The sequence below is a fragment of the Achromobacter sp. JCM 18799 genome (assembly GCF_055395645.1).
Genome location: NZ_AP043866.1, coordinates 6371991 through 6396146, shown reverse-complemented (window position 1 = coordinate 6396146; position 24156 = coordinate 6371991). Strand labels below are relative to the sequence as shown.

General features: G+C 66.4%; 22 protein-coding genes. 9 read left to right on the top strand and 13 right to left on the bottom strand.

The window, feature by feature from the left end; genetic code table 11:
• Positions 1-10 precede the first annotated feature (10 nt).
• The 4 genes from ACZ5YA_RS30305 to ACZ5YA_RS30290 form a co-directional block, all read right to left on the bottom strand.
• Entirely contained in the window at positions 11-1174 is a 1164-nt protein-coding gene (locus ACZ5YA_RS30305) for an ABC transporter substrate-binding protein (RefSeq protein WP_059374895.1), read from the bottom strand.
• Between the two features lie 242 nt (positions 1175-1416).
• A complete protein-coding gene (locus tag ACZ5YA_RS30300) occupies positions 1417-1974 on the bottom strand; it encodes a biotin transporter BioY (RefSeq protein WP_059374897.1) in 558 nt (185 codons plus the stop codon).
• Between the two features lie 39 nt (positions 1975-2013).
• On the bottom strand, positions 2014-2610 hold the full coding sequence (locus ACZ5YA_RS30295) for an energy-coupling factor transporter transmembrane component T family protein (protein ID WP_464091647.1): 597 nt from the start codon (positions 2608-2610) through the stop codon (positions 2014-2016).
• Positions 2607-3284, bottom strand: coding sequence for an energy-coupling factor ABC transporter ATP-binding protein (locus tag ACZ5YA_RS30290; protein ID WP_118931864.1), 678 nt, complete (start codon positions 3282-3284; stop codon positions 2607-2609). Before ACZ5YA_RS30290 ends, ACZ5YA_RS30295 begins: the two co-directional genes overlap by 4 nt.
• Before the next feature lie 52 nt (positions 3285-3336).
• On the opposite strand from ACZ5YA_RS30290, the gene msrB reads away from it, so the two are divergent.
• From msrB to ACZ5YA_RS30270, 4 genes are read left to right on the top strand one after another with little or no spacing between them, the layout of a single operon-like run.
• Positions 3337-3735, top strand: coding sequence for a peptide-methionine (R)-S-oxide reductase MsrB (gene msrB / locus ACZ5YA_RS30285; protein ID WP_118931865.1), 399 nt, complete (start codon positions 3337-3339; stop codon positions 3733-3735).
• Positions 3736-4314 (top strand): septation protein A, encoded by a 579-nt coding sequence (locus tag ACZ5YA_RS30280; protein ID WP_054450536.1) that lies wholly within the window; start codon positions 3736-3738, stop codon positions 4312-4314.
• A 55-nt stretch (positions 4315-4369) separates the two neighbouring features.
• Positions 4370-4639: a BolA family protein gene (locus ACZ5YA_RS30275; protein WP_082400667.1), complete on the top strand. Its 270-nt coding sequence runs from the start codon at positions 4370-4372 to the stop codon at positions 4637-4639.
• A 17-nt stretch (positions 4640-4656) separates the two neighbouring features.
• A complete protein-coding gene (locus ACZ5YA_RS30270) occupies positions 4657-5433 on the top strand; it encodes a peptidylprolyl isomerase (protein WP_054450534.1) in 777 nt (258 codons plus the stop codon).
• 82 nt (positions 5434-5515) lie between these two features.
• Here ACZ5YA_RS30270 and ACZ5YA_RS30265 read toward each other — a convergent pair whose 3' ends face one another.
• Genes ACZ5YA_RS30265 through ACZ5YA_RS30250 form a run of 4 tightly spaced genes read right to left on the bottom strand, consistent with a single transcriptional unit; the run spans position 5516 to position 9528 of the window.
• A complete protein-coding gene (locus ACZ5YA_RS30265) occupies positions 5516-6505 on the bottom strand; it encodes an alpha/beta fold hydrolase (RefSeq protein WP_464091646.1) in 990 nt (329 codons plus the stop codon).
• 9 nt (positions 6506-6514) lie between these two features.
• The gene (locus ACZ5YA_RS30260) at positions 6515-7360 is read right to left on the bottom strand and encodes a TauD/TfdA dioxygenase family protein (protein ID WP_306633791.1); all 846 of its coding nucleotides are present in this window, start codon (positions 7358-7360) and stop codon (positions 6515-6517) included.
• 17 nt (positions 7361-7377) lie between these two features.
• Positions 7378-8526: a M24 family metallopeptidase gene (locus ACZ5YA_RS30255; protein ID WP_306633792.1), complete on the bottom strand. Its 1149-nt coding sequence runs from the start codon at positions 8524-8526 to the stop codon at positions 7378-7380.
• Between the two features lie 21 nt (positions 8527-8547).
• Complete coding sequence (locus ACZ5YA_RS30250; RefSeq protein ID WP_059374910.1) at positions 8548-9528, bottom strand: Bug family tripartite tricarboxylate transporter substrate binding protein; 981 nt, start codon at positions 9526-9528, stop codon at positions 8548-8550.
• Between the two features lie 149 nt (positions 9529-9677).
• Between ACZ5YA_RS30250 and ACZ5YA_RS30245 the strand changes: the two genes are divergently transcribed.
• Entirely contained in the window at positions 9678-10472 is a 795-nt protein-coding gene (locus ACZ5YA_RS30245) for an IclR family transcriptional regulator domain-containing protein (RefSeq protein WP_082400663.1), read from the top strand.
• Between the two features lie 22 nt (positions 10473-10494).
• Here the strand turns inward: ACZ5YA_RS30245 and ligA are convergent, their stop codons facing one another.
• The 3 genes from ligA to smc are packed head-to-tail and all read right to left on the bottom strand — an operon-like array spanning position 10495 to position 17266.
• Positions 10495-12603 carry an NAD-dependent DNA ligase LigA gene (gene ligA, locus ACZ5YA_RS30240; protein WP_059374912.1) on the bottom strand — a complete coding sequence of 703 codons (2109 nt, stop codon included), beginning with the start codon at positions 12601-12603 and terminating at the stop codon, positions 10495-10497.
• Positions 12604-13686, bottom strand: a complete 1083-nt coding sequence (locus ACZ5YA_RS30235; protein ID WP_464091645.1) for a cell division protein ZipA C-terminal FtsZ-binding domain-containing protein — start codon at positions 13684-13686, stop codon at positions 12604-12606.
• Positions 13687-13732: 46 nt separating this feature from the next.
• Positions 13733-17266: a chromosome segregation protein SMC gene (gene smc / locus ACZ5YA_RS30230; RefSeq protein WP_251877447.1), complete on the bottom strand. Its 3534-nt coding sequence runs from the start codon at positions 17264-17266 to the stop codon at positions 13733-13735.
• Positions 17267-17564: 298 nt separating this feature from the next.
• On the opposite strand from smc, the gene lplT reads away from it, so the two are divergent.
• Positions 17565-18878 (top strand): lysophospholipid transporter LplT, encoded by a 1314-nt coding sequence (gene lplT, locus ACZ5YA_RS30225; RefSeq protein ID WP_059374923.1) that lies wholly within the window; start codon positions 17565-17567, stop codon positions 18876-18878.
• A gap of 75 nt (positions 18879-18953) precedes the next feature.
• Here the strand turns inward: lplT and ACZ5YA_RS30220 are convergent, their stop codons facing one another.
• Positions 18954-19937: a uracil-DNA glycosylase gene (locus ACZ5YA_RS30220; RefSeq protein WP_118931872.1), complete on the bottom strand. Its 984-nt coding sequence runs from the start codon at positions 19935-19937 to the stop codon at positions 18954-18956.
• Positions 19934-21184 (bottom strand): tRNA (adenosine(37)-N6)-threonylcarbamoyltransferase complex dimerization subunit type 1 TsaB, encoded by a 1251-nt coding sequence (tsaB, locus tag ACZ5YA_RS30215; protein WP_118931873.1) that lies wholly within the window; start codon positions 21182-21184, stop codon positions 19934-19936. Before tsaB ends, ACZ5YA_RS30220 begins: the two co-directional genes overlap by 4 nt.
• A gap of 142 nt (positions 21185-21326) precedes the next feature.
• On the opposite strand from tsaB, the gene risA reads away from it, so the two are divergent.
• Genes risA through ACZ5YA_RS30200 form a run of 3 tightly spaced genes read left to right on the top strand, consistent with a single transcriptional unit; the run spans position 21327 to position 24094 of the window.
• Positions 21327-22061, top strand: a complete 735-nt coding sequence (gene risA, locus ACZ5YA_RS30210; protein ID WP_013392162.1) for a response regulator transcription factor RisA — start codon at positions 21327-21329, stop codon at positions 22059-22061.
• Between the two features lie 34 nt (positions 22062-22095).
• Positions 22096-23490, top strand: coding sequence for a sensor histidine kinase RisS (risS, locus tag ACZ5YA_RS30205; protein WP_464091644.1), 1395 nt, complete (start codon positions 22096-22098; stop codon positions 23488-23490).
• A gap of 55 nt (positions 23491-23545) precedes the next feature.
• Complete coding sequence (locus tag ACZ5YA_RS30200) at positions 23546-24094, top strand: peroxiredoxin (RefSeq protein ID WP_006389231.1); 549 nt, start codon at positions 23546-23548, stop codon at positions 24092-24094.
• Positions 24095-24156 lie beyond the last annotated feature (62 nt).

Below are 24156 nucleotides of genomic sequence, written 5' to 3'. Positions count from 1 at the left end.
TCCAGGAGGATTACAGGCCGGGCTGGTAGACCCACTTGCCGCCTTCGACCTTGACGATGACGCGCGAACGCTCGTCAAAGCCGGCGTGGTCCGTCGGCGACATGTTGAACACGCCTTGCGAGGCGGCCAGGTCCTTCACGCCTTCCAGCGCGTCGCGCATGGCCGCGCGGAACTCCGGCGTGCCGGGCTTGGCGCCCGACTTCAGCGCCACGGGCAGCGCGGCCACGACCAGCTGGCCGGCGTCCCACATATGGCCGCCGAACGTGTTGGTCGAACCGGCGCCGTTGGCCTTTTCGTAGGCGTCCACATAGGCCAGGGCCGACTTCTTGACCGGGTTGCTGTCCGGCAGCTGGGCCGCGACCAGCAGCGGGCCGGCCGGCAGCAGCATGCCGTCGCAGTCCTTGCCGCACACGCGCAGCACGTCGTTGTTGGCGGCGCCGTGGGTCTGGTAGATGGTGCCGCCGTAGTTGCGGGCCTTCAGTTCCTTTTGCGGCAGGGCCGACGGGGTGCCGGCGCCGGCGATCAGGATGGCGTCGGGCTTGGCGCCGACCAGCTTGAGCACCTGGCCCGTCACGCTGGTATCGGTGCGGCTGTATTTTTCGATGGCGACGATCTCGATGCCCTTGGCCTTGGCGGCCTTCTGCATCACGTCCAGCCAGCCGTCGCCGTAGGCGTCGGCAAAGCCGATGAAGCCCAGGGTCTTGACCTTGGACTTGGCCATGGCGTCAGCCAGGGCGCCGGCCATCAGGGCGTCGTTCTGCGGGGTCTTGAAGACCCAGCGGCGCTTGTCGTCCACGGGTTCGACGATCTTGGCGCTGGCGGCCACGCTGATCATCGGCACTTTGGCTTCGGCGGCCACGTCGACCATGGCGAGCGAGCCCGGCGTGACCGAGGTGCCGATGAGCACGTCGACCTTGTCGTCCGAGGCCAGCTTGCGCGAGTTCTTGACGGCTTGCGTCGTGTCGGTGGCGTCGTCCAGGACGATCCATTCGATCTTCTGGCCAGCCACTTCCTTGGGCAGGAGGGCCACGGTGTTGCGCTCGGGGATACCCAGCGACGCGGCCGGGCCGGTGCTGGACACGGTCACGCCAACCTTGACCTGGGCGTTCGCCAGTAGCGGCAGGGCCAGGGCAATGGCGGCAGCCGCCGCGGACAAGCCGAAGTGCTTGCGCATATTTTTGTCTCCTGTGGTGGCTCTTGTGCGCCTCGGTCGAGGCAGGGCGAGCCTAGTTAAAGTTATACAGAAAAAAATATTATAGGGTTAAAACAGTATCAGATGACGATGCGCAACTCCGGTAATTCCCTGATGTGCTACGAAAAATGCATTTCAGCAAACGCATTCGTTAATGGCGAACTTGTACTAGAAAAGATTGGCGGCCGTCAGTTGGGGGATTCCCTTGGACTGCGGCGCGCCTATCAACGCCCCAGCATCGGCCACACGCGCTCCACCCGCGACGCCACCCAGGCGGCCACCACCGCCTTGGCCAGATCGCCGGGCAGGAACACCGCCACCGCCATCGCGGCCTTGGCCAAACCCATTTTCGTCACGACGGCCAGCCAAGGCACGCCGCAGGCGTAGACCACCGCGATGCCGCCCACCACGCATGCCGCCACGTAGCCAGCGAACTTTGCCCAGCCGCCCGCGGCGCGGCCGGCGAGGCCGCGCGCCAGCCAGCCCGTCACGAAAGCGCCCGCCACCAGGCCCACGAGAAAGCCGCCAGTAGGCCCGAAAAAGGCGCCCAGCCCGCCCCGGCCGCCCGGCAGCACGGGCAGCCCGACTGCCGCCAGCGCCAGGTAAAGCAAGCAGGCCAGCGCGCCGCGGACGGGTCCGAGCATTGCGCCCGCCAGCATGGCGCCCAAGGTTTGCAGCGTTACCGGTACCGGTATGGCGGGCAGCGGAATCGGCGGGATCAGGCTCAGGACGACGATCAGCGCCGCGAACAGCGCAATCAGCACGGTATTACTGGATTTCACGGTTTTCCCCTTTGGGAGATGGAACTGGGCGCGCGGGCCTCAGTGGCTGCGCGCGTCTATCGCTTCGGATACTTCCTGCGCCCTTTTCAGCGTCAGCACAATCAAGGGCACGATCAGCGCGACCGGATTGGCGCCCAGGCCGCGGGCCGCCTGCGCTTCGCGGATTTCCTGGAAGTTGCGCCAGATCTCGGGCACGAAACGCAGGGCCAGCGCCAACGCCAGCGCAACCTTGCCGGCATCGACCAGCCTCAGGCGTTCAAGCGGCATCAATGCCCTTTCGCAGACGGCAATCAAATCGGATGTGCGCGTGGCCAGCGTGACAGCCAGGGCCAGCCCCACCATCGCGCCCACGCGCAGCAGAACGGCCAGCGCCTCCAGGCCGCCCTGGAACCAGGCCGTGAACAAGCCCACGGCCAGCAGCACCCAGGCCAAGCCCTTGACCTGCCGCCAGACGGTAGCCGCGGCCACGCCCGTGGACCAGACCAGCGCGGCGGCGGCCAGGAAGGCCGGCGCCAGCCAGCGCGGGTCGCGCAGCAGGAACAGGCCCGCGCCCGCCGCCATCAGCGCCAGCAGCTTCAACCCGGCGGGCAGGCGGTGCAGAAAGGTATCGCCCGCGACATACAGCGGCTCCATCATGCGCAGTGCTCCCGGTACCAGCGCAGCGCGGCGGCCGGCTGGTCGTCGGCCGCGATGTTGCCGTCGCGCACCACCACCACCCGGTCGAAATCCTCCAGCAGCTCCAGGTCGTGGCTGACGACGATGGCGTCGTGGGGCAAGCCCGCGATGGCATCGCGCACGCGATTGCGATTGCGCAGGTCCAGCTGGGTGGTGGGTTCGTCAAACACGATCAGCGCCGGCTCCATCACCAGCACAGCCGCCAGCGCCACCAGTTGGCGTTCGCCGCCGGACAGCGTGTGGCTGGTCCGGTCCGCCAGGTGACCGACGCCCAGGCGGCCCAACTGCGCATCGATGCGGGCTTCGCGTTGCTGGCGGTCCGGGGACAGGTGCTTCAGGCCGAACGCCAGGTCCTCGCGGACGATGGGGAAAACAATCTGGTTTTCAGGGTTCTGGAACACGAAGCCGACCTGGCGGCGCACGGCCTTCAGGTCGCGCCGCGTGTCCAGTCCGCCCACCCGCACATTACCGGCAGAGGGCAGGACCAGCCCGTTGATCAGGCGCGCCAGCGTGCTCTTGCCGGCGCCATTGGGGCCGACGATGCCGATGCGTCGTTCGGCCAGCGTCAGGCTCACCCCATTCAGCACTTGCGCCTGGGGCGTGGAAACAACCGCCTGGTCAAACTCGATTAACATGGGGCGGGATTATGCCCGAACCATTTCGGGCATCGGGACTCCAAGAGCTCATATGGACAAAGTACGAAAATCCGACGCCGAATGGCGGGCCCAGCTTTCCCCCGAAGAATACGTCGTCACCCGTGAAAAGGGTACCGAACGGGCATTCACCGGGCGTTACTGGAATACGTTCTCTCATGGCATCTACCGTTGCGTGGGCTGTGGCACGGCGCTGTTCGCTTCCGACACCAAATTCGACGCCGGCTGCGGCTGGCCCAGCTACTTCCAGCCGCTGGATCCCGAACTGGTGCGCGAGGAGCGCGACACCACCCACGGCATGGTCCGCACCGAAGTGCTGTGCAACGTCTGCGATTCGCATCTGGGACACGTCTTCCCCGACGGCCCCGAGCCCACCGGACTGCGCTACTGCATCAATTCCCTGTCGATGACGTTTGAACCCATAGAAGACTGAATGAAGAAGTTCCTGTTCGACCTGTTTCCGCTGTTCCTTTTCTTCATTGCGTATCGGTACACGGACATTTTCATCGCCACCGGCGTCGCCATGGCGGCTGCCGTGCTGCAGATCGTCTGGCTGAAGGCCACGGGCCGCGCCACCGAGGCCATGCACTGGATCAACCTGACCGTCATCCTGGTATTCGGCGGGGCCACGATCTGGCTGCACAGCGATGTCTTCATCAAATGGAAGCCCACGGTGCTGTACTGGCTGTTCGGCGGCGCGCTGGTCTTTGCGCGCCTGCTCTTCGGCCGCAACCTGATCCGCCGCCTGATGGAAAAGCAGATCCAGCTGCCCGACGCCGCCTGGGAACGGCTGAACCTGGTCTGGGCCGGCTTCTTCCTGATCGCAGGCGCGCTCAACCTGTATGTGGCGTTTTCCGGCCACTTCACCGAATCGCAATGGGTCAGCTTCAAGGCCTTCGGCCTGATGGGCCTGATGGTGGTCTTCGTGATCGGCCAGTCGATCTGGCTGGGCAAGCACATCCAGACGGAGGAACAGGCCCCCTCCTCCGACACCCCGCCCCGCCAGCCCTGATCCCCTCCGAATCCCTGGCCGGCGCGCGTAGCGCCGGAACCAAACCTCACTCCCCATGTCAGACACCACCGACCGCATTTCCCTGATCCGGGAGCGGCTAGCCGCCCTGGAACCCGTCAGCCTCGACATTCTGGACGACTCGCATTTGCATGCCGGCCACGAAGGCAGTAAAAACGGCGCCGGCCACTATCGCGTGATCATCGTAGCGCCTTGCTTCGCGGGGCTCTCGCCCGTTGCGCGGCATAGGCTGGTGTATCATCATTTGCAAGATTTGATCCCTTATCCGATTCATGCGCTTGCGCTAGATGCCCAGGCTCCCAAATAGAAAGTAAAAGGATATTCATGAAACGCATCGTCATGCTGGCTGCGGCCTGCGTCATCGCCGTGCCGGCTTTCGCTCAGAACGTGGCTACCGTCAACGGCAAGGCCATCTCGCAGAAGAGCCTGGATCAATTCGTCAAGCTGCTGGTCAGCCAGGGCGCCACCGATTCGCCGCAACTGCGCGAACAGGTCAAGCAGGAAATGATCAACCGCCAGATCTTCGTGCAAGCCGCCGAATCCAGCGGCATCGCCAAGCAGGCCGACGTCCAGACCGAAGTCGAACTGGCCCGCCAAGGCATCCTGGTCCGCGCCCTGATGGCCGACTACCTGGCCAAGCACCCGGTGTCCGACGCCAAGGTCACGGCCGAATACGAGAAGATCAAGAAGGAACAGGCCGGCAAGATGGAATACAAGGTCCGCCACATCCTCGTCGAAGACGAGAAGACGGCGAACGACCTGCTGGCCCAGATCAAGAGCAACAAGAGCAAGTTCAACGACCTGGCCAAGAAGAACTCCAAGGACCCCGGCAGCGCCGACAAGGGCGGCGACCTGGGTTGGGCTCCCCCGACCAACTACGTCCAGCCGTTCGCGCAAGCCGTGACGCAGCTGAAGAAGGGCGAAATGGTCGACAAGCCGGTGCAGACCCAGTACGGCTGGCACATCATCGTCGTCGACGATACCCGTCCGGTGGAATTCCCGCCGCTCGACCAGGTGCGTCCGCAGCTGGAAGAAATGCTGCGCCAGCAAACCCTGGCCGACTACCAGAAGGAACTGCGCGAAAAGGCCAAGATCCAGTAAGCCTTGCCGCACAGATGAAAAATGCCCGCGCAAGCGGGCATTTTTTTCGCCTGGCTGTTTCGGCGCCGGGTTGGCTCCCCCGTTAAGCCAGCGCCTGCCGCAAATGGGCGTCCCAGAGAGGGCCTTCCAGGAGCGGCGACAGATGGCCGTAGCGCCCGGCCACGCTGGTCTGGACAATATGGGCGGGATACGCGATCCGCGCGCCCACGCCTGGATCATCGGGCGCAAAGAGCTCGTCCGATACGCAGCGCAGCCAGCGCACGGGCGTGGCGGCTTCCAGCAGCGCGCCGCGCGCATCGTAGCGGCAGGCGGACGTCCTGAGCAGCGCCATGGACCACGGTGAAAAGCGCGCCGCCCAGGCCTGGGCCTCGGCCCGCAAACGCTGCTCCGCGTCGGGTTCGCCCGCGTCGGCCAGCCATAGCGCGTAGCCATAGCGGCGCAAGGTTGCGCAGCGCGATTCGACCCATTCGTTCCAGGCATCCGCATCGCCCGCATCGAGGGCGGCGGCGATGCGGCGCAGGCGCTGCGCGTCCTCCATGGTGCCGCCGCCGCGCGGCGCCGAAGCCAGCGCCACCACCCGCCCGACGGGCAGCGGCGCAGCCACGGCCCACTGGAAGGCTTGGTAGCCGCCGTAGGAATACCCCACCACCGCATCCAGGCGCTCGACGCCTATCGCGCGCAGCCATTCCCCCTGCAGGCGCACGCCATCGGCAATCGAAACGTCAGGAAATGCGCTGGCTTGGGCCCCGATCGGCGCGCTGCTGCCGAAACAGGAACCCAACGCGTTCGGCGCCAGCACGCAGGTATCGCGCGTATCCAGCGCCGCCCCGGGCCCCAGCCAGGGACTGGCCCAGCCCGCATCGGGATGGACTGCCCCCTCGGCCGGCCGCAAGGCCTGGTGGCTGCCGGATATGCCATGCAGCAGCAACACCACGGCGCGCGCCCGGTGCGGCGGCGGACCGTAGCGGGCCCAGGCCAGCCGGACCGGCGCCAGCGTCCCGCCGCCGTCCAATGGCAAGGCCTGCAACTGCGTCACCTCGGCGGCGCGATCCGTGGACTGAAGGACGGACATCGGCGGCCCCTAGACCGGACGCTCGCCCATGACCGTGGTGCGATAGATCGTGCGCCGCATGCTGGCTGGCAATTCGCGGGTGGTGGCCTTGTGCATCACGCAGCGGTTGTCCCACATGACCACGTCGCCCGGCTCCCATTGCAGCGCGTACTGGTACTGCTCCTGCGTGCAATGCGCGAACAGACGATCCAGCAATTCCTGGCTGTCCGCCTCGCCCCAGCCGGACACCTCGGCCGTCATGCCGGGATGCACGTACAGCGCCTTGCGGCCCGTCTCGGGATGGGTGCGCACGATGGGATGTTCGACGTCAGGCGTGCCGGCCAGTTGGCTGGCATCCATCTTCACCTGGGTGCCCTCGTCGGCCCTGGTGTTCTTGCGCCGGTAGCGGTGCACCGCCCGAAGGCCAGCCAACTGGCTTTGCACGGCGCCGTCCAGTTCCTCGTAGGCCCGGTACATGTTGACGAACAAGGTGTTGCCGCCTTCCGGCGGAATCTGTTGCGCATTCAGGATGGTGGCCTTGGCCGGACATTCGCGGAAGGCGAAATCCGAATGCCAGTACGAACCGCCGTCGGCAATGCCCGCCGGCACGCCGTTCTTGACCTCGTTGGACAGCACGAATATCTCGGGATACTCGGGATGGTTGTACTGGGCCAGCACGTGGATATCCAGCTCGCCCAGGCGGCGGCTGAAGCGCAGTTGGCCCTCGGGCGACAGCCGCTGGTTCTTGAAGACCAGCAACTGGTGACGCAGGAACAGCGCATTCACATCCGCGAAGGCGGCGTCGTCCAGGGTTTCCAGATCCACACCTTGGACGGCCGCGCCGATCAGCGGGCTCAGGGGTATCGCTTTCATCATCAGGCTCCGGCAGAGGTTCAGGGAAGACGGTGCACGCGGGCCTCGGTGCGCACCAGCGGCTCGGCGCCGTGCTCCCCGATCAGCACCGGATACTCCAGCCGCATGCCGCCCACGCCCGGGCGGTACAGGTGCGTGCCCAGCGCCACCACCATGCCGGGCGTCACGACGTCGCGGCTGCGCAGGTTGATGAAGGGCCGGGTGCGCGCGCAGGTGCCCAGTCCATGGCCGAACAGGGGCAGGCCGAACTCGCTCAGGCCGTGCTTATCGAACACGGCGATGCCACGGCTGGCGCACTCCGCTATCGGCCGGCCCGGCGTCAACGACGCCAGCATGGTCTGCACGGTCTCTTCCCAGCAATCGATCAGCTTGCTCTGGGCCGGATCGGGCTTGCCCAGGAACACGGGCAAAGCCGTATCCGCCATGTAGAGGTCCAGCAAGGGGTGCAGGTCCAGGATCACGAACTCGTTCGGCTGGATAGCGCGGTCGGTGGCCTGCTGGGTGACGCCGCGCAGGAATCCCGTGCGTTCGCCCGCCCCGACTTCGGTGCCGCCCGTCACGGCCCAGGACCAGGTGCTGCCCCGCTGCCGGATCGCACGCTCGATTTCGCCGGCGATCTCGTTCTCGGTCGCTCCGACCCGCACTGCGTTCATGCCCTGCTCGAAACCATAATCCGAGACCTCTGCCGCATGGCGCAGGCGCTCGATCTCGGCGGCGTCCTTGATCAGCATGACGTCGTCGATCACGTCCACCCCGTTCGCGAAACGGATGTCGGGCAGATGGCTGGTGAGGTCGAAGTACTCGGCCGCGGTCAGCATGCCCGGCGCCACCTGCGCCGCCCCGGGGTGCGACAGGTCCAACGCCACCTTGCCCCGCGTCAGCCCGTGGTGCTCCAGGCGCTGGCGTATCAGTTGCGGAAAATCGGAAAACTCGAACTCGTACATCTCCATCTCATGGCCTTCCACCCGCACCCGCGAGGCGTCCATGGCCCAGTAGATGAATTCGCAATGCCCGTCCGCCGTGACCAGCACGGCGCCGCGCCACGGCATGAATGCGCCGCTCAGGTAGTGCAGCGCGCCCTGGCGGGTACCCAGGTAGGCGTCAAAGCCGAGTTCGCGCGCGTGTTGGGCGACGCGTTTGCGGCGGGCCTGAAAATCGATGGACTGCATGTGTCTCTCCTCCTTGGGAATTCAGGAAACGGATGCGCCGGAGGCCTTGACGACCGGCGCCCATTTCTCGGTTTCATCGGCTGTGAAGCGGGCAAAGTCGTCGGGCTTGCTGGCCACCGGATCTGCGGCCTGGGAAACAAGTTGTTCGCGCACGCGGGGATCGGCCAACGCCTTGGCAATTTCCTGCTGCAGACGTTCGACAATGGGACGCGGCGTGCCGGCCGGCGCGAATACGCCGATCCAGGACGTCATGGCATAGCCCGGCAGGGTTTCGGCCACGGTCGGAATATCCGGCGCGGCCGGAGAGCGTTCCGGGCCGGTCACGGCGATCGCGCGCAGCTTGCCGGACTTGATCAGGGGCTGGGCGATGACCAGGCTGTCGAAGGCCAGGTCGGCCTGTCCGCCGATCACGTCCGTGAGCGCGGGCAGGCTGCCCTTGTAAGGGATGTGCTGCATCTGCACGCCGGCCATCTCGTTGAACAGCTCGCCCGACATGTGCATGGACGTGCCGCTGCCGCCCGAGGCGCGGTTGAGCTTGCCGGGATTGGCCTTGGCATAGGCGATGAGGTCCGCCACCGAGTGGATCGGCAGCTTGGGGTTGACCACCACCACCAGCGGATACGACACGACCTGCGTTACCGCCGTGAAGTCCTTCAGCGGCTGGAACGGCATGGACTTGTAGAGGGTCTGGTTGATGGCGTTGGTGCCTATCGTGCCCATCAGGATCGTGTAGCCGTCCGGGGCCGACTTGGCCACGGCGTCCGCCCCGATGTTGCCGCCCGCCCCGGGCTTAGCCTCGACGATGACCGATACGCCCATGCTCTGCGTCATGCGTTCGGCCAGCAGCCGGGTGACGATTTCAGTGGGCCCGCCGGCCGCGGCGGGTACGACGAAGCGGATAGGTTTGCTGGGATAGGCCTCGGCCGCGCTGGCGGCGGAACTGGCCGCCACACCCGCCGCCAGGGCGCATGCGCCCAAGGCGCGCAATAGTCTCCTGCACATGGCATGTCTCCGTTATTGCGGGACGTACCGGGCGGGTGCCCTGGCCGACCCATCTAATTAACGAACAATTGTTCGCTAATTGGCATTTTATGAAGATTGGCGCGGATGTCAAACTACAATCGAGCCTCCAAAGACAAGACTGCCGACACATGGACACGACATTGCCGGAACCGAAAGAAAGGAAAGAGGAGTTTCTCGACAGCCTGGCCAACGGCCTGCAACTGCTGCAGATCTACGCCACCGGCGTGGCCAGCGTGACCGTGCAGGAAGCCGCGGAACAACTGGACGTGACCCGCGCGGCGTCGCGGCGCATTTTGCTGACGCTGGAAAAACTGGGCTATGTGCGGCAGGACGGCAGGAATTTCTCACCCACGCCCAAGGTCATGGACCTGGGCTATGCGTATTTCGCTTCGCTGAGCCTGCCCAAGCTGACCCGCGCGACCATGCGCGAAGTCGCGCAGACCGTGGGGGAAACCTGCTCGCTGGGCGTGCTGGACCGGCAACATGTCGTGTTCCTGGCGCGCGAGGAAGGCCCCAAGCTCCTCAAGCTGGACCTGTCGGTGGGCAGCCGCCTGCCCGCCTACGCCCATTCCCTGGGCCGCACGCTGCTATCGACCCTGGATGACGAGGCGCTCGACGCCTATCTGGAAAGCGCGGACCTGAAGCGCCTGACGCCCTACACGACTGTGTCGCGCAGCGCCCTGCGCAAGCTGATCCGGCAGGTGCGCCAGGACGGCTACTGCATTTCGGTCAGCGAATTGGTGGATGGTTTCGCGGGCGTGGCCGTGCCGCTGTACAACCATGAAGGCCGCGCGGTGGCAGGCCTGAGCGTCAGCATGGTGCTGGGCTCCCGCCAGCCCGACGAATTGAAGCAACAGCATCTGCCGGCCTTGCAGCGCGCGGCCGCCGCCATCCGCGACATGATGCCGCGCAGCACCATCTGATTCGGTGCCTGGCCGGGCGGCCTCAGCCGCCCTGCTCGCCCAGCAAGGCCTTCAGGCCGTCCTCGTCCAGCACCGCCACGCCCAGTTCCTGGGCCTTGGCGAGCTTGCTGCCGGAATCCTCGCCGGCCACCAGATAGGCCGTTTTCTTGGACACCGAGCCGCTGACCTTGCCGCCCGCCGCCTGGATACGCATCGAGGCTTCTTCGCGCGTCCAATTGGGCAGCGTGCCGGTCAACACGAAGGTCTTGCCGGCCAGCGTCGTGGCTTGCGGCGCCGCCTCGGCCACGGGATTCACGCCCTGCGACTTCAGTTGTTCGATCACGTCGCGGTTGTGCTGCTCGGCGAAGAAACGGCGGATCGAAGCCGCCACCACCGGGCCCACGTCGGGTACGGAGGACAAGGCGTCTTCATCGGCGTCCATGATGGCGTCGATGCTGCCGAAATGGCGCGCCACGTCGCGCGCCGTGGTCTCGCCCACGTGGCGGATGCCCAGCGCGTACAGCAGGCGGTTCAAGCCGGGCGCGCGCGCCTTGTCGATGGCGGCCACCAGGTTGTCGGCGGACTTCTGGCCCATGCGGTCCAGGCCCACCAATTCCAGCGGACGCAGGCTGTACAGGTCGGCCAGGGTCTTGACCCGGCCGCTGTCGACCAACTGATCCACCAGTTTTTCGCCCAGGCCTTCGATGTCCAGCGCCTTGCGGCTGGCGGCGTGCCACAGCGTCTGCTTGCGCTGCGCGCCGCAGAACAAACCGCCGGTGCAACGCGCGATGGTCTCGTCTTCCAGGCGTTCGATGGCGGAGCCGCAAACCGGACAGGCCGTGGGCATGACGAATTCGCGGGCGTCGTCCGGGCGCTTTTCCAGCACCGGGCCGAGTACTTCCGGAATCACGTCGCCCGCGCGGCGCACGATGACCGTGTCGCCGATGCGTACGTCCTTGCGGCGGATCTCGTCTTCGTTATGCAGCGTGGCGTTGGTGACGGTCACGCCGCCGACGAACACCGGCTTCAGGCGCGCCACCGGCGTGATGGCGCCGGTGCGGCCCACCTGCACCTCGATGTCGAGCAAGGTGGTGGTGGCTTCCTCGGCGGCGAACTTGTGCGCCAGCGCGAAGCGCGGCGCGCGCGCGACGAAACCCAGCACCTTCTGCGCGGGCAGCGAATCCACCTTGTAGACCACGCCGTCGATGTCGTAGGGCAAGTCGGGCCGCAGCGCGCCGACCTTGGCGTAGAAAGCCATCAGGCCCTCGGCGCCGCTGGCGCGGTGGTTGTGCTTGACGTTGACCGGCAGGCCCAGCGAGGCCAGCCAGTCCAGCATGGCGCCGTGGGATTTCTCGGGCAATTGCGAGGCCTCGGCCACGCCGGCCGACGCTTCGGCGAACAAGCCGCCCTGCGAACCCGCCAGGCCCTGGACTTCGCCCCAGCCATAGGCGAAGAAGCGCAGCGGCCGCTTGGCGGTGATGCGCGGATCCAGCTGGCGCAGGCTGCCCGCGGCGGCATTGCGCGGATTGACGAAGACTTTCTCGTCGCGCTTGGCCTGGGCCTGGTTCAGCTTTTCAAAGTCGGCGCGATTCATCAGGACTTCGCCGCGGACTTCCAGCACCTTGGGGTACGCCCCCTTGAGCTGCAGCGGAATCGCCTTGATGGTGCGGATATTGGAGGTGACGTCTTCACCCGTCTGGCCGTCGCCGCGGGTGGCGGCCTGCACCAGGCGGCCGTCTTCGTAGCGCAGGCTGATTGCCAGCCCGTCCAGCTTGAGCTCGCAGAAGTAATCGGCTTGCTGCGCCGGCCCCAGCAGGCCCGCGCCGCGCAGCGTGTCGGTGACGCGGCGGTCGAAGGCCGTCACGTCTTCTTCGTCGAAGGCGTTGCCCAGCGACAGCATCGGCACCACGTGACGCACGCTGCCAAATGCCGAAACAGGCGCCGCACCCACGCGCTGCGTCGGCGACTCCGGCGTCACCAGCTCCGGATGCTCGGCCTCCAGGGCCTGCAGTTCGCGCATCAGCCGGTCGTACTCGGCATCCGATATCGACGGATCGTCGTAGACGTAGTAGCGGACGTTGTGCTGTTCGATTTCGGCGCGCAAGCGCGCCGCGGCCTGCGCCGCGTTTTCACCGCCAGACGCGCCGCTCATTTACGCAAACACCCTTAGGGCGCGCTCGCTGCCAGCGGGCAGGCCCGCTTGTTCGAGCTGGCCGAACAGCACCTGGAGACGCTCGTCGATGACCGTTTCCGAACCATCGGCCAGCGGCTTGCCCTGGTCGTCCACCAGGTCCGCGCGCAGACGGGCAGCCAGATCGCGGCCCACATCGACCATGCGGCCGAAAGCGCGCTCGTCCGCCGGGCTGCAGGGCACGTCCAGCAGCAGGTACAGGCGTTCGATGCCGCCCATGCCGGCATCGAATGCCGCACCGTCGCCGCGCGCCAGCGTGAAGCGGGCTATGCCGTTGTCCGCCGGCCAGGCCAGGCGGCTGCCGTCGGCGACAAAGCCCAGGTCGCGCGCCACGGACAGGACTTCGGCGGCGGGCTGGGCCGTACCCAGCAGCAGGGTCAGGCCAACCTGGGTGTCCAGGGCGGCGCAGGTGTCGTCCAATCGGGCGCCCTGCTCCAGCACGGCCTGCTGGTCCGGACCTTCGATGGTGGCGTCGAAACGCTCGGCCATGTCCTGGGCGCGGGCCCAGGCCTGCGACCATTCGATGGCGGTCAGCGGACCGCTGCGGTTGGCCAGCAGCACGGCCAGCTGCATGGACGCATAGGATTCGCCGGCGTGAACGCGCGCGCGGTGGCGGCGCTGATCGGTTTCGGCGAACACGCGCATGGGCTTGCGGCCCACGTGGCGCAGGCTCTGCATGTAGGGCAGCAGGTCGGCGCCGCGCACGGTGTCGGCGAAGTTGATCTCGATGACCACCTCGCAGGCGGGATCGGGTTCTTCGGTATCGTCGGCATCGCTGCCGGCATCGACCGGCGCCGGCTGACCGGACTGGGCACGGGGGCTTTCGCCGCCCATGCCGGGCTCGCGGCGCGACGCCGCTGCGCCTGCGGCCGGCGCAGCGCCTGCAGATGCCACCCCCGCCCCCAACAGCGGATCCTGTTCGGTGGAGGGGAAATGGGTCTGCATCTTGCGCCGGACGCGCCGGTCCTGCCACCAGTTGAATCCCAGCACCAGCAGTATCAGCAATACGCCCAGGGCTATCAGCCCGATCTGCAAATCACTCATGTATAAATCCCGCGCCGAAACCCCGACGCCCTTCTGAATATTGGGTTTATGCCGCTTCGGAGGCCATCATCTGGACGGCCGAGTCTATGTCTACCGCAACGATACGCGAAACCCCTTGCTCTTGCATGGTTACACCGATCAGTTGCTTGGCCATCTGCATCGCGATCTTGTTGTGCGAGATGAACAGGAACTGGGTCTGCTCGCTCATGTTGGCGACCAGGTTCGCATAGCGCTCCGTGTTGGCGTCATCCAGCGGCGCGTCCACCTCGTCCAGCAGGCAGAACGGCGCAGGGTTGAGCTTGAACAGCGCGAACACCAGGGCGGTCGCGGTCAGGGCCTTTTCGCCGCCGGACAGCAGGTGAATGGTGCTGTTGCGCTTGCCCGGAGGCTGGGCCATGACCTGCACGCCAGCGTCGAGAATTTCCTCGCCCGTCATGGTCAGCTTGGCCTCGCCGCCGCCGAACAGCTTGGGGAACAGCTCACCGAAGTGGCCGTTGACGACGTTGAAGGTCTCTTGCAGCAGCTCGCGGGTTTCGCGGTCGATCTTGCGGATGGCGTCCTCGAGGGTCTCGATGGCGGTCATCAGGTCCTGGTGCTGCGAATCGAGGAAGCCCTTGCGCTCGCGCGAGGTGTTCAATTCATCCAGCGCCGCCAGGTTGACCGAGCCCAGGGCTTCGATCTGGCGCGAAATGCGGCTGACTTCGGACTGCAGCCAGCTGGCGCGGCGCCATTCATCGGGCTGGTTGGCCAGATCCTGGGCCAGCGCCTCGCGGTCGACCTCGCGCGCGTTCAATTGTTCGGTGAACTGCTCTTCGGCCAGGCGGGCGGCCTGTTCCTGCAGCTGCAGTTCCATGATGCGGGCGCGCCGCGGCTCCAGCGTCTGTTCCTGCTGCAGGCGGTCTTCGTCGGCGCCGCGCAGCAGGGCCGCCAGATTTTCCAGTTCCTGGCGCGCGCGCGACAGCGCTTCCTCGCGCTCGGCGCGCGCTTCCAGGGCGTCCTGCAGGCCGGCCTGGGACGCCGAGGCGTCCAGCTCGGCCAGGTCCACCATCAGCTGCTCCAGTTCGACGCTGCCGCGCTGGCTTTGGTCGGCCGCCAATTGCTGGTTGCGCTGTAGATCGGTAATGCGGACCTGGATGCCGCGTTCGGCAAATTCGGCTTCCTGGGCGGCGCGTTCCAGTTCGCGCAGGCCGGCGCGGGCCGCTTCGGCCTGGGCCGCCAGGGTTTCGCCGTCGATCTCGGCGTCGGCGAAACGGGATTGGTGTTCGGCCAGCTCCTCGTCCAGCGCCTCGAAGCGGGCCTCGGCCTCTTCGCGGGTGGCGCGCAGGTCTTCTTCCTGGACCTTGATCTCTTCCAGGTCCTGGCGCAGGCGCGAGGCGCGTTCGCCGGACTGCTCGGCCTGCTGCTGCAGGCGCGAGTGTTCCAGCTGGATGTCGTGCACCCGGCGGGTGACCTCGGCCACGCGCTGGCGCGCCGGGGCGATGGCCTGGGACACTTGTTGCCAGGCGGCCTCGGCACGGGCGACCGCGGCGCGCGCCTGGTCGGCGATCAGTTGCTGGGCCTTGATCTCGCGTTGCAGGTTCTCGATTTCCTGCTGGCGCGCCAACAGGCCGGCCTGCTCGGAATCGGGCGCATAGAAACGCACGCTGTGGGCGTCGACCAGATGGCCGGCCTTGACCACGCAGGCCCCGCCCGCGGGCAGGCTGGCGCGCATGGCCAGCGCCTGGGTCACGTCGGTGGCCGTGTAGATGCCGCCCAGCCACTCATTCAGCAGCGTACGCAGGTCGGGATCGGTGATGCGCAGCAGGCTGGCGAGCGAGGTCAGGCCGGCCGGCGCGGCGGGCGTCGGCGCGGCGGCCGGCAGCTGGTAGAAGGCCAGCCTGGCCGGCGGCGCATCCTCGGCGAAGGCGCGGGCCCAATCCAGGTTGCGCACTTCCATCGAGGCCATGCGCTCGCGCAGTGCGGCTTCCAGGGCGGTTTCCCAGCCCGGTTCGATGTGCAGCTTCTGCCACAAACGCGACAGTCCGGCCAGCTCATGCTTGGCCAGCCAGGGTTCCAGCGCCCCCTGCTTCTGCACGTCTTCCTGCAGCTTCACCAGAGCCGACAGGCGGGCTTCCAGGCGCGCCAGGTTCTGCACGTCGGTCTGGGCGGCGGCCTGGGCGCGGCTGCGCTCGGCATCCGCTTCCGGCACGCGGCCTTCCAGGGTAGCCAGCTCTTCCTGGGCTTCCTCGAGCTGGTCCTCGCCGGCGGCGCGGTCGCCAGCCAGTTGCTCCAGGCGCACCGGATCGGGACTGTGCAGTTCGCGCAGTTCCTGTTGCAAGCGTTCGCGGCGCTGCTCCAGCGCCTGCATCTGGCGGTCCGCGTCGCGCTGCGACTGGGCCACCAGGGCAAGATTCTGTTCGACGCGGGCCAGCGCGGCGCGCATCTCGTCGCGCCCGGAGGCGGCTTCGCGCACGCGCTGCTCCACGGCCGGCAGCGCGGCCTGGGCGTCCTCGGCCTTGGCGCGCGCCTCTTCCGTGCGGGCGGCGCCGGCGGCTAGGTCTTCCTCGGCCTGGGCGATCTGTTCGGTGCAATGCTCGCGCTGGGCGGTCCACTCGCCGATCTGCTGCTGCAGCTGATCGCGGCGCGCTTGCAGGCGGTTGCGGGAATCCACCACGTGACGGATTTCGGCTTCCAGGCGGCTGACTTGCGCGTTGGCCTCGTACAGCCCGCCCTGGGCGGTATGCACTGCATCGCTGGCGGCGTAGTGGGCCTGGCGGCGGGACTCCAGCGCGGCTTCGCCCGCCCGCAGGCCGGCGATGGCGGCTTCCAGTTCATTCTGGGCCTGCGCCATCTCCTGGGCTTTCTTGGCGCGCTCTTCGCGCGCCCCGGTTTCCTTCAGGAACCACAACGCATGCTGCTTCTTTTCGCCGTCGGCCTGGAGTTCGCGGTAGCGCGTGGCCACTTCGGCCTGCGCTTCCAGCTTCTCCAGCTGATTATTGAGTTCGCGCAGGATGTCTTCGACGCGGGTCAGGTTCTCGCGCGTGTCGGACAGGCGGTTCTCGGTCTCGCGGCGCCGTTCCTTGTAGCGCGACACCCCTGCCGCCTCTTCCAGGAACACCCGCAGTTCTTCGGGGCGCGCCTCGATCAGGCGGTTGATCATGCCCTGGCCGATGATGGCGTAGCCGCGGGCGCCCAGGCCGGTGCCCAGGAAGATGTCGTGGATGTCGCGGCGGCGGACCTGCTGGTTGTTGACGAAGTAGCTGCTGGTGCCGTCGCGGGTCAGCACCCGGCGCACGGCGATTTCCGCGTAGGTGCTCCACTGGCCGGCGGCGCGCCCTTCGCTGTTGTCGAACACCATTTCCACCGAGGCCCGCGCAGCAGGCTTACGGTTGCCGGAGCCGTTGAAAATGACGTCCTGCATGGACTCGCCGCGCAGTTCCGAGGCCTTGGCCTCACCCAGCACCCAGCGCACGGCATCAATGATGTTCGATTTTCCGCAGCCATTGGGACCCACCACGCCCACCAGTTGGCTGGGCACGGGAATCACGGTGGGATCGACGAAGGACTTGAAGCCGGCGAGTTTTAGCTGAGTAAGACGCACAATACGATGACGACGGGGTGGGTTGAACGAAAGGCGTTAACGGACCTGCCGCACAGATTGCAAACCGGCCCCTGGGGGGCCGGCTTACACATGGGTCGTATGATACCGCAGGCAGTCTGTCCCCGAACGTCAGCAAGGGTCAAGGCGTGTTGTCCCTAAGGCTTGCCGGCGGTCAACCCGCGGGCAAACGCTCAATGGCCGCCGCCTGGGGTCCGGCTATACTCCCTGACACTTTTTTGCACGACACATAAATTTTCACGCGGACTGGCCGGGGCCAGGCCTGAGAACGGGGACATTCTTGAAACGTGGTTTCTATCTGGTCATGGCCGCGCAGGCCTTCTCGTCATTGGCGGACAACGCGCTGTTCATCGCAGCCATCGCCTTGATACAGGAACTGCATGGGCCGGACTGGATGGCGCCCATGATGAAGTGGTCGTTCGCGCTGGCTTATGTGGTGCTGGCCGCCTTTGTCGGGGCGCTGGCGGACTCCTTCCCCAAGGGCCGCGTGATGTTCTCCACCAATGCCCTGAAAGTGACCGGCTGCATGCTGATGTTCTCGTATGCCAGCATCGGCGTCGCCCCCGAGTACCAGACCTACCTGGTCTGCGCGGCCTACGGCATCGTCGGCATCGGCGCCGCGGCCTACTCCCCCGCCAAGTACGGCATCGTCACGGAAATGCTGCCCCCGGCCATGCTGGTCAAGGGCAATAGCTGGATCGAGGGCCTGACCGTCTTCTCCATCATCCTGGGCACGGTGCTGGGCGGCCTGCTGATCTCGTCCTCTGTTTCCACCGCCCTGCTCAGCCACTCCTTCATCGGCAAGCTGGTCCACACCCCGGCCGAGGCCGCGATCCTGGTCATCGCCTTCGTGTACCTGCTGGCGGCGCTGTGCAACCTGCTGATTCCGCACACCCACGTGCGCTACCCGCCGCAGCAGAAGAACCCGGTGCGGCTCATCCGCACCTTCTGGGGCTACGTCCGTGTGCTGTGGAAAGACAAGCTGGGCCAGATCTCGCTGGCCGTCACCACCCTGTTCTGGGGCGCGGGCGCCACGCTGCAGTTGATCGTCATCGAATGGGGCCGCAGCCACCTCGGATACCAACTGGACAAGGCCTCGATGCTGATGGGCGTGGCCGCGCTGGGCACCGTCGTCGGCTCCATCCTGGCGGGCCGCATTCCGCTGCGCCGCGCGCTGGCCGTGTTGCCGGTCGGCGCCGCCATGGGCCTGGTCGTGCTGCTGATGCCGCTGGTCTACTCGCCCTGGAGCGTCTACCTGCTGCTGCTGATCACGGGCGGCCTGGCCGGCTTCTTCGTGGTGCCGATGAACGCGCTGCTGCAGCACCGCGGCCACGTGCTGCTGTCGGCCGGCCACTCCATCGCCGTGCAGAACTTCAACGAACAGCTCAACATCCTGCTGATGGTGGCCATGTACACGCTGCTGCTGTGGCTGCAGTTGCCCATCAACATCATCATCGTGATCTTCGGCACCGTGGTCGCGGTGCTGATGGTGGTCTTCATGCGCTGGAGCAAGCGCAACCTGCAGGCCAATCCCGAACTGCACGACCAGATCGGCCAGGAAGGCCACGGGCGCGCGCTGGACTCCACGCACTAGGCGCGCAATTCCGCTGCAATGAAAAAACCGGGCTTGCGCCCGGTTTTTCTTTGCCCCACGACCATGGAGCCAGGCTCAGGCCAATTGCGCCACGGCCAGGCGCAGGTCCTGCCAGGCGCGCGCCTTCTCGCTGGGGCTGCGCAGCAGGTAGGCGGGGTGGTAGCTGACGACCACCGGAATCTCCCGCCCTTCGTCGGTCTTCAACTGGTGGATACGGCCGCGCAGGCTGCCGATGGTCGCGTCCGTGCCCAGCAGCGTCTGGGCCGCGAAACGGCCCAGCACCAGGATCCGCTCCGGCTTGAGCAGCGCGATCTGGCGCATCAGGTAGGGACTGCAGGCCGCGATTTCCTCGGGCTTGGGATTGCGATTGCCAGGCGGCCGGCACTTGATGACGTTGGTGATGAACACGTCGCGCTCGCGGCTCATGGACACCGACGACAGCATGGCGTCCAGCAACTGGCCCGAGCGGCCCACGAAGGGCTGCCCTTGCCGGTCCTCTTGCTCGCCAGGCGCCTCGCCCACCACCAGCCAGCGCGTGGGCTGGCCGCCGTGACCGAAAACCGCGTTGCGGCGGCCCTTGCACAGCCCGCAGGCGGAACAGGCCACGACCTGATCGTGCATTTCTTCCAGCGTGGAATTCCGGATCGCTTCTGCCACCGGCACGGGCGGCGGAAGCGCTGCCTCAGCCTCGGCCTTGGGAGCTGGCGGCGGCGGCGGGCCTTTGCGGTTCAGGATCGACGTCGGTATTCCGGCACGACCAGGAGTCGGTTCCGCAGGCGCCGCTACGGCGGCGGGCGCTGCCTCGCGCGCCGGGACGGCAGCGACCGGCGCGACAGCCGCAACAGGCTGCGGCGCAATCGGCGCCTCAGCTACGGGAATCTGCGCCGCAGCCGGCAAAACCGGCGTCGAAACAAGGACTTGCGTCTCGGCCGTCGGCCTGCTGGGCGCAGGGGCCGGACGCAGCCACAGCCGCTCCATGCCGATCTCGCGCAACCAGATGCGCTGCAGCGGATTGACCCGGGGCGCGGCCGGCGGCGGCGCTGCGTTGGGCTGGCTCATGCCGCCGCTCCATCCGCCGCAAAGCGCTTCTGCATGACCAGGGCGTCTTCCCTGCCGCCTTTCTCGGCCGGGTAATAGCCTCGGCGCACGCCGATTTGCAGATACCCGTGCCGTTTGTAGAAACTGATGGCCGACTCATTGGAGGGGCGCACCTCCAGCAGCACGCCCTCCATGCCGCGTTCGCGCGCCTGCTGCTCGCACCAGTCCAGCAGCAAGCCGCCCAGGCCCTGGCGGTGCAGCGGTTTGGCCACCGCGATCACCAACAGGTGCGCCACGTCGGGCGCGAACATGAGCACGCAAAACCCCGCCAGCTTGCCTTCGCGCCGCAGCGCCCAGGCGCCGTAGCCTGCCGCCAGGGCGTCCGCGAAATTGCCGCGCGTCCAGGGGAAGGCCTGCACGTGCGCCTCCAGCGCCACGACCTCGTCCAGGTCGGCGTCGGTCATTGGTTGAGGCACCGAGGGAACCAGCGAAGGCCGGGCTTTCGGATTACCGCCTTCGCCGCGCATGCGCTCGGCCGTGGTGAATGCCACCTTGTCGCGCACGTAGAGCGGCGCAGCCAGCTCGGGCGCCACGGCCTCGCCCCGCAACCAGCCCTGCCGCCCCAAACGGGCGACGCTGGCCGCTTCCGGGCGCCTGGCGTCCGCGCGGCGCCAGGCGCCGGGATATTCCATTTCGGACGCGTAGGCATCCCAGGCATCGCCGGCCAATACCGGTTCCAGCGGCAGGCCCGCGCGCGCCGACCAGGCCGGCAGGTGATGTGCGGTCCATGGCACGACTTCGGCCGCCGCGATCAGCAAGGGCGCCTGCAGGACTTCCCAAGAGATTTCGCCATCTGAAATGTTCGCCTGGCGGTAGACGGCCAGATAGACCTCGTTCATGCGGGCGTCCAGCGCAACCACGATCGCGCCCGCCGGGGTGGTCTCCACCTGTGCGGCGACCGCCTGATGAGAGACAATGGGGACAACGGGGATGCCCAGGCCGAGGCCCATGCCTTGCGCCACTCCGCAGGCCACCCGCAGGCCGGTGAATCCGCCCGGACCCTGGCCAAAAGCCACCGCGTGCAAGGCGGCTGGCGCCAGTCCGGACGCCGCCAGCAACTCGTTGGCCATGGGCAGGAGCCGTTCCGCGTGCTCCTGGGAGCCTTCATGTTCCCTGACGCTGACCTCCAGGCGGCCATCGACCGCCCGCAACAGAGCCACGCCGCAACGGGACGAAGAAGTTTCCAAAGCCAGCAGGTTTAGTTCCATAGATGCAGATTGTACGAAATACCGCGACTCCGCCCCCGGTTATCAGGGGGATGCGAGGGGGATTTCAACCATGGTTCGCAATGTGTAATATCTTGTGAACGCCCACTAGCCGCTGGTTCTTGCCACTGTTACATTTCCGGCCATGAATACGCAAAACACCACCCCCACCCGAAAAATCCTCGTCGTCGACGATGATCCGCGCTTGCGCGATTTGCTGCGTCGGTACTTATCCGAACAGGGATTCAACGTTTTCGTTGCCGAAGACGCCAAAGAGATGGGCAAACTCTGGCAACGCGAGCATTTCGACCTGCTCGTGCTGGATCTGATGCTGCCTGGAGAAGATGGCCTGTCCATCTGTCGCCGGCTGCGCGGTGGTCACGACAATACCCCCATCATCATGCTGACGGCCAAGGCGGAAGAAATCGACCGCATCGTCGGCCTGGAAATGGGTGCGGACGACTACCTGTCCAAGCCGTTCAACCCCCGGGAACTGCTGGCGCGGATCAACGCGATCCTGCGCCGCCGCGGCACCGAGGAACACCCCGGCGCCCCCAGCCAGGAAAACGAGTCCATCGCCTTCGGCCCCTACACGCTGAACCTGTCCACCCGCACGCTCACGCGCAACGGCGAACAGGTGCCCATCACCACCGGCGAATTCTCGGTGCTGAAGGTGTTCGCACGCCACCCCAAGATCCCGCTGTCGCGCGACAAGCTCATGGAACTGGCGCGCGGCCGCGAATACGAAGCCTTCGATCGCAGCCTGGACGTGCAGATCTCGCGCCTGCGCAAGCTGATCGAACCGAATCCGTCCAAGCCCGTATTCATCCAGACCGTCTGGGGTCTCGGATACGTGTTTGTGCCGGACGGTGGTAGCTGACCGACTCGCCCGCCCCGGGCAGGAGCGCAGCCTCGTGCCCCGCTTGCGCAGAACCTTCAGGAACCTGACATCACGTTTGCGGCTCGGCTTGTTCGGCCGCACGTTCCTGTTGCTCGCCGCGCTGATGCTCGTCAGCCTGGGCGCGTGGCTACAAGTATTCTTCAGCATGGAGCTGGGACCGCGCGCCAATCAAATGGCGCAGCGGGTGATCACGGCCGTCAATATCACGCGCACCGCGCTGATCTACTCGCATAACGACGAGCGCAGCAAGCTGCTGCTGGACTTGGCCACCAACGAAGACATCCAGGTCTATCCGCGCGAAGTCACCGACTTCGCCGAAGCCCTCCCCGACGACGATTACTGGCAACGCGTTGCCCAGCACATCCGCACGCGCTTCGGCCCGGAAACGCAGATTGCCTGGGGCGTCAACCAGGTGCCCGGCTTCTGGGTCAGTTTCCAGATAGAGAAAGACCTTTACTGGCTGGTGTTCGAGCGCGAGCAGATCGGCCTGACGGGCGGGATCGAATGGCTGGGCTGGGGCGCCACGGCGCTATTGCTGTCGCTGGTGGGAGCCGCGGTCAGCGTGGGCTTCGTCAACCGGCCGCTATCGCGGCTGGCCCGGGCCGCCCAGGTGCTGTCGCGGGGCGAAACTCCCGCTGCCCTGCCCGAGCAGGGACCGCTGGAGATCCGCGACCTGAACGCCTCGTTCAACCGCATGGCCAAGGACCTGAGACAGGCGGAGGCCGACCGCGAGCTGATGCTCGCGGGGATCTCGCACGACCTGCGCACGCCGCTTGCGCGCATGCGACTCGAGATCGAGTTGAGCGGCGTGTCCGAGGACGCCCGCCAGGCCATCGACGAAGACCTGGGCCAGATCGACCACAGCATCGGCCAATTGATGGAGTACGCGCGCCCCGCCGGCACCTTGCCGCAGCTGGCCACGGACATCTCCGCGGTGCTGGCCGAGCTCTACGAACGCGAACGCAGCCATACCGCATCCCTGGGCGGGGAGCTGGACGCCACGCTGGAACCGGGCCTGCGCGCCCGCATCACGGCGCTGGACCTCAAGCGCATCGTCAGCAACCTGATCGAGAACGCGCGGCGCTACGGCCGTTCCGCCGACGGCATGGCGCATCTGGTCATGACACTGCAAGCTGAAGGCTCCATGATCGTGATCGAGGTGTCCGACCGCGGTCCCGGCATCGCGCCGGAAGACGTCGACCGCCTGCTGCGGCCGTTCTCGCGCGGCGAGGCGGCACGCACTGGCGTCAGCGGCGCGGGGCTGGGCCTGGCCATCGTCGAACGCCTGCTCAAGCACGTGGGCGGCTCGCTGCGCATGCTGCCTCGCGAGGGCGGCGGCCTGACCGCAAGGATAGAGTTGCCCAAAGCAAAGTTTAGGAATTATCAATTAGACAACGAAAATCCATAGCGTAGAATTAAGGTTTGAGGCGCAGCCTTAATTCCACCAACAACTGGGAGTAAACATGAAAACTGTTGGCGACAAACTCGAACCCTTCAAGGTCACCGGCGTCAAGCCCGGCTTCAACCAGCACGAAGAAAACGGCGTGTCGGCGTTTGAAGACATCACCGAAAGCTCGTTCCCCGGCAAGTGGAAGGTCATCTACTTCTACCCGAAAGACTTCACGTTTGTTTGCCCGACCGAAATCGTCGGCTTCAACAAGCTGGCCAAGGATTTCGAAGACCGCGACGCCGTCCTGCTGGGCGGTTCGAGCGACAACGAATTCGTCAAGCTGGCCTGGCGCCGTGAGCACCCGGACCTCAACAAGCTGGGTCACTACCAGTTCGGCGACACCACCGGCGCCCTGATCGACCAGCTGGGCGTGCGTGAAAAGGGTGCTGGCGTTGCCCTGCGCGCCACCTTCATCGTTGATCCGGACAACACGATCCAGCACGTTTCGGTGAACAACCTGAACGTCGGCCGTAACCCGGAAGAAGTTCTGCGTCTGCTCGACGGCCTGCAAACCGACGAGCTGTGCCCGTGCAACCGTACGGTTGGCGGCGCCACGCTGTAATTTCCAGCCCGGCCCGGGACCCGATTGCGGGTCCTGCGCTGGGCTTTAACTGCTCTAGATTA